6 protein-coding genes are annotated in these 8,967 nt (G+C 71.5%); 1 reads left to right on the top strand and 5 read right to left on the bottom strand.

Annotated elements, in window-relative coordinates; genetic code table 11:
• A partial coding sequence (locus HG543_RS48060; RefSeq protein WP_211194678.1) for a laccase domain-containing protein occupies nucleotides 1-282 on the bottom strand: 282 nt, incomplete at its 3' end.
• Between the two features lie 135 nt (nucleotides 283-417).
• Between HG543_RS48060 and HG543_RS48055 the strand changes: the two genes are divergently transcribed.
• Nucleotides 418-2,349, top strand: a complete 1,932-nt coding sequence (locus tag HG543_RS48055) for a GGDEF domain-containing protein (RefSeq protein WP_169351691.1) — start codon at nucleotides 418-420, stop codon at nucleotides 2,347-2,349.
• Between the two features lie 22 nt (nucleotides 2,350-2,371).
• Here the strand turns inward: HG543_RS48055 and HG543_RS48050 are convergent, their stop codons facing one another.
• The 4 genes from HG543_RS48050 to HG543_RS48035 form a co-directional block, all read right to left on the bottom strand.
• Complete coding sequence (locus HG543_RS48050; protein WP_169351690.1) at nucleotides 2,372-2,965, bottom strand: SGNH/GDSL hydrolase family protein; 594 nt, start codon at nucleotides 2,963-2,965, stop codon at nucleotides 2,372-2,374.
• A gap of 22 nt (nucleotides 2,966-2,987) precedes the next feature.
• On the bottom strand, nucleotides 2,988-4,487 hold the full coding sequence (locus HG543_RS48045; protein WP_169351689.1) for a trypsin-like peptidase domain-containing protein: 1,500 nt from the start codon (nucleotides 4,485-4,487) through the stop codon (nucleotides 2,988-2,990).
• A 100-nt stretch (nucleotides 4,488-4,587) separates the two neighbouring features.
• Nucleotides 4,588-6,177, bottom strand: a complete 1,590-nt coding sequence (locus tag HG543_RS48040) for a glycoside hydrolase family 57 protein (protein WP_169351688.1) — start codon at nucleotides 6,175-6,177, stop codon at nucleotides 4,588-4,590.
• A gap of 25 nt (nucleotides 6,178-6,202) precedes the next feature.
• Complete coding sequence (locus HG543_RS48035) at nucleotides 6,203-8,905, bottom strand: DUF4912 domain-containing protein (RefSeq protein WP_246357829.1); 2,703 nt, start codon at nucleotides 8,903-8,905, stop codon at nucleotides 6,203-6,205.
• Nucleotides 8,906-8,967 lie beyond the last annotated feature (62 nt).

Here is an 8,967-nt window from a genome sequence, read left to right as displayed (position 1 = left end):
GTCCGCCTCGCCCTCCACCGGCCGCAGCGCGTCAGCGCCCTCCCCTCCCCTCACCTCCAGCACCCGGTCTCCATGCACCTGCGACACCCGGCACAGCGCTCCCAGGGAAGCGCCCGCCGCGGCCGCCAGCCGGCGGTGGTTCTCCAGCACCCGCTCCCGATCATCCCCCACCGAGAAGCCCAGGTTGAGCGACGCGTAGGGCCCCTCCGAGACGCCCCCCGCGCGGGTGGCGAAACCATGGGGGACGGGAAGGAGCGGAGAGGTCAGGAACTCAGTGGCCATGTGTCTCGAAAACCCCACTGGGGCGATAAAATTCTTGTGCGAGTACGTTTGACAGTCCGCGTCAGCCAATTGACAATTCCGAATGAGTTCGTGAAACAAGCTTAAGCCACCGCGACGGAGAGCCGCGACAAGCGCATGCCCCTGGGTCCGGACACTGTTGGCAGGAAGCTCCTGTGGAGCATCGGGCTGCCGGGGCTGGTGGTGGCGCTCCTGGGCGTGGGCCACTTCTGGCGCGAGGCGCGGGTGGCGGTGCAGGACGCCACGCAGGTGGAGTCGCTGGCGCTGGCGGAGTTCGTGGCGTCCACCTTCGCGCTGCCGTCGGCGCCGGGGGCGCGGTCGCACGAGGCGGTGGCGGAGGTGCTGCGCTCGGACACGCGGATGTTCCGCTCGGTGGCGGACGTGCGGGTGCTGACGCCGGACGGGCGCATCCGCTGGTCTCGCCAGCCGGACGAGGTGGGCACGGTGCACGCCGAGGCGAAGCGGCTGACGGCGCCCGGGCCGGAGACGGCGCGCTCGCAGGCCGGGGTGACGGAGGTGGTGCGGCCCCTGGGCGGCCCCGAGTGCGCCAGCTGCCACACCGAGGGCGAGGTGCCGGGCGCCAGCGTCCTGCAGATGCGGATGACGGAGCCGGCGCTGCACCAGCAGCTCACGGACATGTTCCGCGGCGCGCTGGGCGCCATGGTGCTGTTCACCGTCCTCTTGGCGGGGCTCACCGCGCTGGGGCTGCACTTCATCCTCACCCGCCCGCTGCGGCGGCTGAGCGCGGCCATGCGGCGCGCGGAAGCCGGGGACTTGCTGGTGCGCGCGGACGCGCGGGGCACGGACGAGCTGGCGCGGCTGGGCGCGGCCTTCAACCAGATGCTGGCGCGGCTCACCGCGATGAAGGCGGAGGAAATCGACACCCACCGCGACCTGGCCGTGGTGAAGGAGAAGCTGGCGCTCCAGGACGAGCTGGAGGGACGGCTGCGGGAGCTGTCGCTGCTGTTCGACGTGGCCCGCTCGGTCAACGCCTCGCTGGAGCTGGACGAGCTGCTGGAGGCCGTCACCCGGATGGTGGTGGAGCGGATGCAGATTCCGGACTTCTCCATCATGCTCCTCAACGCGGAGGGCCTCCTGGAGGTGCGGCACGCGTGGCCCGAGGGGCGCGGCGCGGAGGGGCTCACCTTCGCGGTGGGCGAGGGCGCGTGCGGGCGCGCGGCGGAGACGCTCAAGGCGGTGTACCTGCCGGACCTGGAGGACCACACCAGCATCTTCGCCCGGCGGGGCCTCGTCGAAGGCGCGGCGGACCAGGGCGCGCTCCTGTCGGTGCCCATGGTGCACATGGGCACGCTGCTGGGAGTGATGAACTTCCAGCGCCCGGAGGTGGCCAGCTTCTCCGCGCAGGAAATCGAGCTCCTGACGGCGGTCGCGGACCTGGCGGCCACGGCGGTGAAGAACGCGCGGCTGCACGCGGAGACGGTGAAGCTCACCATGACGGACCCGCTCACCGGCGTGCCCAACCGGCGCCACCTCTTCCAGCGCATGGAGCTGGAACTGGCGCGGGCGCACCGCTTCGGCACGCCGCTGGCGCTCCTCATGATTGACGTGGACCACTTCAAGCGCCTCAACGACGTGGCGGGCCACCGCGTGGGCGACGAGACGCTGCGCCGCGTGTGCGACACGCTCCGCGTGCGCGTGCGCAAGGTGGACACGCTGGCGCGCTACGGCGGCGAGGAGTTCGTCCTGCTCTTGCCGCAGGCCACCAAGGCGGACGCGGTGGAGGTGGCGGAGAAGCTGCGCCGCGCGGTGGCCGACTCGCTGTCGCTGGCGCAGCACGGGCTGCCCTGCAACCACGTCACCGTGTCCATTGGCGTGGCCCACCACCCCACCGACGCCTCCACCCAGGAGGGCCTGGTGGACTGCGCGGACGCGGCCCTCTACCACAGCAAGCGCTCCGGCCGTAACCGCACCACGCCCTACGAGCCCGGCATGGAGATGCACCCGGGCCGCGAGCGGGGCCCGCACGCGCCCGCCACGGAAGCCTCCACCGTCACCTCCCAGCCCCCGGGCGGCGTGGCCAAGGCCTGAAGGCGCGCGCGCCTTCAAGCGCTCAGCGCGACACCAGCGTGCGCACCGTGGGCAGCAGCAGGTCCGCCCACTGCTCGTAGCCCTCGTCGGACGGGTGGAAGCCGTCGTGGCTGAAGAAGTGCGGGTTCAGGGGGAACATCTCCTTGCTGGCCGAGTAGAGGTCCACCAGGTGCAGGCCGTGGGCGCGGGCCACCTCCGCCATGGCGGCGTTGAAGGGCTCGATGCGGCCCTCGTAGAGGGCGCTCGGCACCAGCTTCGCCACGGGGGCCAGGGCCATGTCCGCGATGTTCACCACCACCAGCGGCGCGCCCGTCTGCTTCAGCCGCCGGGCGATGCGGTCCAGGTCGTCCTGGAACTCCTCCAGCGGGGTGCCGCGCCAGATGTCGTTGGTGCCAATCCCCAGTGTCACCAGGGTGGGCTGAGCGGCCACCGCGCGCTTCACCTGTCCGGTGAAGACGTCGCGGATGCGGGCGCCGCTCTGCCCCAGGTTGGACAGGCCCACGGAGAGCCCGTCCTTTCGCAGGCGGGAGGCGAGGCGCTCGGGGTAGCCCCCACCGCGCTCCGCCCCCACGCCCACCGCCGTGCTGTCGCCGAGGGCGACGTAGTGGATGCTCATGCGCCTCCGAGTCCTCGCCTCCTCACGGCACCCGCAGGGCGCGCAGGTTGCGGTTGCCACCGGGCCCCGCCACGCGCAAGAGCAGCGTGCTGCCCGCGGGGGCGCCCCGGATGATGCGCGCCAGCTCGTCCGCGCTGTTCACCGGCTTGCGGTTGGCCTCCACCACCAGCATGCCCGGCTCGAGCTGCGCGCGGTCCGCCGGCGAGCCGGGCACCACGTCGGTGATGAGCGCGCCCTGGCGCTCGGTGAAGCCCGCCTGCGAGGCGGTGCGCGCGTCCAGGTTCTGCAGGCTGACGCCCACGCGGCGCGAGCTCTCCTGCTCGTCGTTGGCCGGCTTCTTGGAGGACACGCGCTCCAGGTCCGGCCGCGTGCCCAGCGCCACCTTCAGCTCCTGCTTCTTGCCGTCGCGGAAGACGGTCAGCGTGGAGGTGCTGCCCGGGCGCTTGAGCGCCACGGTGCGGGTCAGCTCGCTGGCGGAGGTCACCGGCCGGCCGTCGATGGTGGTGACGACGTCGTCCGTCTTCAGGCCGCCCTTCTCCGCGGGCGAGCCCGGGTTGACCTGGGTGATGATGGCGCCGTCCGTCACCGGCAGCTTGAGCGCGCCGGCGAGGTCGCGCGTGAGGTCCTGGATGCCCACGCCCAGCCACGCGCGGGTGACGGCGCCTTCCTTCTCCAGCTGCGGCAGCAGCGCCTTCACGAGGTTGCTGGGCACCGCGAAGCCGATGCCCGTGCCCCCGCCGACGATGGCGGTGTTGATGCCCACCACCTCGCCCCGCATGTTGAAGAGCGGGCCACCGGAGTTGCCGGGGTTGATGGCGGCGTCCGTCTGGAGGAACTCGTCGTAGGCGCTGGCGCCAATCTCGCGGGCGCGCGCGGAGATGATGCCCAGGCTCACGCTGGAGGCCAGACCGAACGGGTTGCCGATGGCCACCACCCAGTCGCCCACGCGCAGCGCGTCCGAGTCACCCAGCTTCACCGTGGGCAGGTTCTCGACCTTGTCCTTCACCTTCACCAGCGCCACGTCGGTGAGCGGATCCCTCCCCACCACGTCGCCCGCGAAGGAGCGCCCGTCATCCAGGCGGATGGTGATGGAGACGGCGTCCTCCACCACGTGGTTGTTGGTGAGGATGATGCCCTTGGGGTCGATGATGAAGCCGGAGCCCGCGCCCTGACGGATGGGCCGCTCGCGCTCCGGCCCTCCACGGCCTCCGCCGAAGAAGCGGTCGAAGAACGGATTGTCCTCCATGCCCCCGCGCGGGTCGCCGCCGCGCGCCTGCACGTCCACGTTGACGACGGCGGTCTTCACGGACTCGACGAGCGGCGCCAGCGACGGGAGCGCCTGGGCCTCGCGCGTGGCGGGCTGGAGGACGTTGCCGCCCTGGGCCGGAGCAGGCTGGGCCGCCTGCGGAGCGGGCTGGGCCGGCGTGGGCTTCGCCGGGGCCTGTGCGAGGGAGGCACCCGGCAGCGCCAGCAGGAGCGCTGCGACCAGGACCCTCCGGAAAGCAACGGGAGAACGGTTCATATGCACTCCTAGCTAAGACGGAAACGTGGCCCCGCAAGGGAAAGGCGCACCTCGTGGACGACAGGAGAACAGTCCGCCCAGCCGCCTGTCCCCGGAGGGTTCAGCCGGGCCGGTAGACGCGGTAGTCCAGCTCGGGGAAGAGGTTGTCGCGCGCCTCCACGTGCGTCAGCCAGCCCTCGTCGATGGTGCCCGCGCGCACCTCGTCGTGCAGCCGCTGGAAGCGCAGGACATGCTCGCGCGTGCGGCGCTCGGCGTACTCCACCATGGTGCCCGTCTTCATGATGAAGGCCCAGTCCGAGGACTGGGCGAGCAGCAGCTCGCGCGCGGCCTGGTTGAGCGCCCGGCGCTGCAGGGAGCTCGCGTCGGGGAAGTCCCGGGCCAGCTCCACCATCTGCTTCGCGCAGTGGTGCAGGTGGCGGTAGACCCAGTCGTTGGCGCCGTCGAGCCACATGTTGGCGTAGCCGCCCGCGCCCCACGAGGACAGCGGCGGCGTGGCCACCTGGTTCTCCGGGTTCTCCCGCAGGTCGTCCGAGGGCGTCACCAGCCGGAACGTCTGCTGGTCATACGCGACCTTGCGGATGAGGAAGTCGAGGAACATGGGCCCCTCGAACCACCAGTGGCCGAAGAGCTCCGCGTCGTAGGGCGCCACCACGACCGGCTTGCGGCCTCCGAGCCGCGAGGCGAGGTGTTCAATCTGCCGCTCGCGGTTGAAGAGGAAGTTGCCGGCGTGGACCGCGGCGCGCTCGCGGGCGGCGTCCGGGTCATAGGGCTGCTTGTCGTCCGTCTTCCCGGTGATGCGGTAGTACTTGAAGCCGGTGTTCTTCCGGTCGCCGGTGGGCTGGATGTACGGACGGACGTAGTCGAGGTCCAGGTCCCAGCCGATGTCCCGGTAGAACTCGCGGTAGTCCGGGTCGCCGGGATAGCCGTACTCGGTGCTCCAGACCTGCTGGCTGCTCTCGGGGTCTCTCGCGTACGCGGCCACGCCCACGTCGGTGAAGATGGGGGCGTAGGGCCCGTGCAGGGGGCGCGGAATCGCGTCCGTGAGGCCGTGGGTGTCCACGAAGAAGTAGCGGATGCGCTCGGCGGCGAGCACCCGCTCCAGCCCGGGGTAGTAGCCGCACTCGGCCAGCCAGATGCCCGCGGGGTCCCTCCCGAAGTTCTGGCGGTAGTGGTTGGCGGCCACCGTCACCTGCGCGCGCACGGCCTCGGGCACCTGCTGCATGAGCGGCAGGAAGCCATGGGTGGCGTTGCAGGTGAGGATGTCCAGGTGGCCCGCGTCCTGGAGGCGCCGGAAGGCGGGGACGAGGTCGCGCTTGTAGCGGTCGTGGAAGGCGCCGCGCAGGGAATGGAAGTGGTCGCGGTGAAAGCGCGCCAGCCGGCCGAACGTCGGGTCGTCCCGGGTGCGGTGGACCTCGCGGTCACCGAGCTCGCAGAGTGAGTCCAGCCGCCGCGCGTAGCGCGTCATCAGCAGCCCGTCCCGGAGCATCGAGACGAGCGTGGGGGACAGCGTCATCGACACCCGGAACGGGACGCCGTCCTCGGCGAGCTTGTCGAAGACGAGCAGCAGCGGAATGTACGTCTCGGAGATGGCTTCGTAGAGCCAGTCCTCCTCGAGGAAGTTCTCGTGCTCGGGGTGACGAACGAAGGGAAGATGTGCGTGGAGGACCAGCGCGAGAGAGCCCAGGCTCATAAGCGGTCAGGATGTCCGTGCGGGTTCACGAGCGGTCGCCGCCCGAGGGCGGCTTCCGGGGAAGAGGCTCGTCGGAGGAGCCCTGGGGACGTGGCGCGGATTCCGTGGCGCGCGCGTCCGAGGCCCCCGAGGGACGGGCCACGTATTCCAGGTAGCGCTGCTCCGAGGCACCCGGAGCGCGCGGCGGTGACTCCAGGTAGCGCGCGTCCGAAGCACCCGACGCGCGGCCCGGCGAGTCCAGGTAGCGCATGTCCGAGGCACCCGGAGCGCGCGGCGGTGACTCCAGGTACCGCATGTCCGAGGCGCCCGGAGCGCGCGGCGGTGACTCCAGGTACCGCATGTCCGAAGCACCCGCGACACGGCCCGGAGACTCCAGGTACCGCATGTCCGAAGCACCCGGCGCGCGCGGCGGGGAGTCCAGGTAGCGCATGTCCGAAGCACCCGGCGCACGTCCCGGCGACTCCAGATAGCGCATGTCCGAAGCCCCCGGCGCACGTCCCGGCGACTCCAGGTAGCGCATGTCCGAGGCGCCCGACGTACGTCCCGGCGACTCCAGGTAGCGCATGTCCGACGCCCCACCCGGAGCACGACCGACGTCCAGGTACTGGTACGGCGCCTGAGCCCCACCCTGCCTCGACACGCCCTCCTGGTAGCGCATGTCCGAAGCGCCCGGAGCACGTCCCGGCGACTCCAGGTAGCGCATGTCCGAAGCCCCCGGCGCGCGGCCCGGGCCCACGTCGAGGTACTGGCGCTCTCCCGGCCGCGAGGCCGACTCCTGGTAGCGCATGTCCGAGGCACCCGGCGCCCGGCCCGGAACATCCAGGTAGCGCGGCCCCGAGACATCGCGCGAGCGCGCCGTGAACTCCGCGTACCGCATGTCCGATGCACCGGGCGCGCGCTCCGACGACTCCAGGTAGCGCATGTCCGAAGCCCCCGGCACGCGGCCTGGCGACTCCACGTACTGCTGGTCCGACGCTCCCGCTGGACGCTCCACGGACTCCATGTACTGCTGGTCCGACGCTCCCGCCGGACGCGGCACGGCTTCCAGGTGGGACTCGGCCTGTGCGCCCGGGGCGGGGACCCCGCGCTCCCGGCGGGACTCGGAGATGTCCTGCACGCCCGCGCTGCCCGGCAGATTCACACGGCGCCAGGAGATGTACTCGCGCTCCTCGACCTCCGGAGCGTTGGCACGCACCGGCGGCACCAGCTCCGGGAGGAACTGCGGCTCCGGCGCTCGCGGCGCGGGGACGCGGAGGAAGCGCACCGTGTGGTCCGTGGACGTGCCGACGGGCGGTAATGCCACCCGGTTGCTGGAGTGACCGACACGGCGAGAGCGGCCATCCCGCCCGACGAAGTGCACCTCCACCCGGTAGGGTCGGCCCGGCTGAAGGCCGTGGATGTAGATGCTCCGCGTCTCGAGCACACAGTCCTGCTCGCGCGCCAGCTTCTCACCGTCGAACACGCGCAGCACGGCGCGCGGAGACTCCAGGCCCTGCATCGCGCGGTTGCGCGTGACGGAGCTGAAGTCCCACGAGACGAACAGCGTGTTCGGGTCTCTCGGGAGCAGCAGCGCGCCGTCGTCCTGGTAGTCGAGCGGGAGCTCGCTCTCGTCGTACCCGGCAACGCGGTGGGGGGCCGGCTCGTGCCGCGACTCCTCCACCATGTGATGGCGGCGCGCCTCGTCCTCGCCCACGACTCGCGCGACGAAGAAGCCCTCCACCAGGGGCTCCGCGACGTGTTGCTCGACCGGAGCAGGCGGCGGGGCGGCAGGCGTCTGGGGAGGGGGCGTCGGCGAGGGCGTCTGCACGCCGCCAGTGCTGGCGCCCACGGAGGGCTCGGCGGGAGGCGCGCTGGCGCTCGGCTGCTCCTTCGGCGCACGGGCCTTGGGAGGGAAGGTCACCACCTGGGCAGGGCGAGCAGGCGGAGTATCGCCCGGTTTCTCCGAGGCACGCTTGGCCGCCACCCGCTTGGGTGCCGACACCCGGCCCTCGCCAAGATTCTCGGCGGACTTCGCCTTCGCGGCGGGCTTCTGCGCCGAGTCCTCCGGCGCGGTCTCCCGCTCCGGCGGAGTGGAGGAGGCCTGCACCGGGGGCGCCTGCGGGAGCGAGGCCGTCGGCTGTACTGGCGCCGTGGCCACCATCGACATGGGAGCCGCCTGCTCCGTGCTCTTCAGCTCCGGAGTCGCCGTCTCGGGCTCCGCGACCTCCCTCGGCTTGGAAGCCGTCCTGCTCCCCGAGGCTCTCTTCGGCTTGGAAGCTGACTTCGATGCCGCCCGGGTCTCCTGGGACGCCTTCACTCCGGGCGCGGCCTTGGGCTCTCGCGCCGTCTTCGCCCTGGACGCCGCCCGAGGCTCCAGCGCCTCCTTCACCTTGGAGGCGACCTTCTCCCGGACCTCCTTCACCTTCGCCGCCACCTTCGGTGCCGCGGGCTCCTTCACCTTGGAAGCCGTCTTCACCGCGGCGGCCCGGCCACCGGTCGGCTTCTCCTTGGACTTCGCTGGCGTGGACCGGGCCTTGGAGCGCTCAGCGGTTTCGACGACCCTCTTCTCGGTGGAACTTTTCCGCGCCACGGTGATGCCTGCCAGCCTGGCGAGTTTGGCCAGGGCCGGGACGTACGCGGCGAGCGCGGCGATCAAGTCCTCCTTCTTCATCTTGCTGTAACCGCCCCCCAGATGCTTCTGGGCCAGCTCGCGCAGGTGGCTGACGGTCACGCTCTTCAGGTCGTCCATAGGCAAGGTCGCCTTTAGGTCGCTGGCACTGGAGGGTCAACGTGCCAGCATCTCATGTGTTC

The organism is Pyxidicoccus fallax, assembly GCF_012933655.1.
GTDB classification, from domain to species: domain Bacteria; phylum Myxococcota; class Myxococcia; order Myxococcales; family Myxococcaceae; genus Myxococcus; species Myxococcus fallax.
This window is presented reverse-complemented; position numbering and strand designations above follow the sequence as displayed.

What these genes read in the sequence shown, in the direction of transcription:
- HG543_RS48040 (WP_169351688.1), bottom strand. Translation starts at nt 6,177, where the DNA reads ATGAGCCTGGGCTCTCTCGCGCTGGTCCTCCACGCACATCTTCCCTTC.
- HG543_RS48035 (WP_246357829.1), bottom strand. Translation starts at nt 8,905, where the DNA reads ATGGACGACCTGAAGAGCGTGACCGTCAGCCACCTGCGCGAGCTGGCC.
- HG543_RS48045 (WP_169351689.1), bottom strand. Translation starts at nt 4,487, where the DNA reads ATGAACCGTTCTCCCGTTGCTTTCCGGAGGGTCCTGGTCGCAGCGCTC.
- HG543_RS48050 (WP_169351690.1), bottom strand. Translation starts at nt 2,965, where the DNA reads ATGAGCATCCACTACGTCGCCCTCGGCGACAGCACGGCGGTGGGCGTG.
- HG543_RS48055 (WP_169351691.1), top strand. Translation starts at nt 418, where the DNA reads ATGCCCCTGGGTCCGGACACTGTTGGCAGGAAGCTCCTGTGGAGCATC.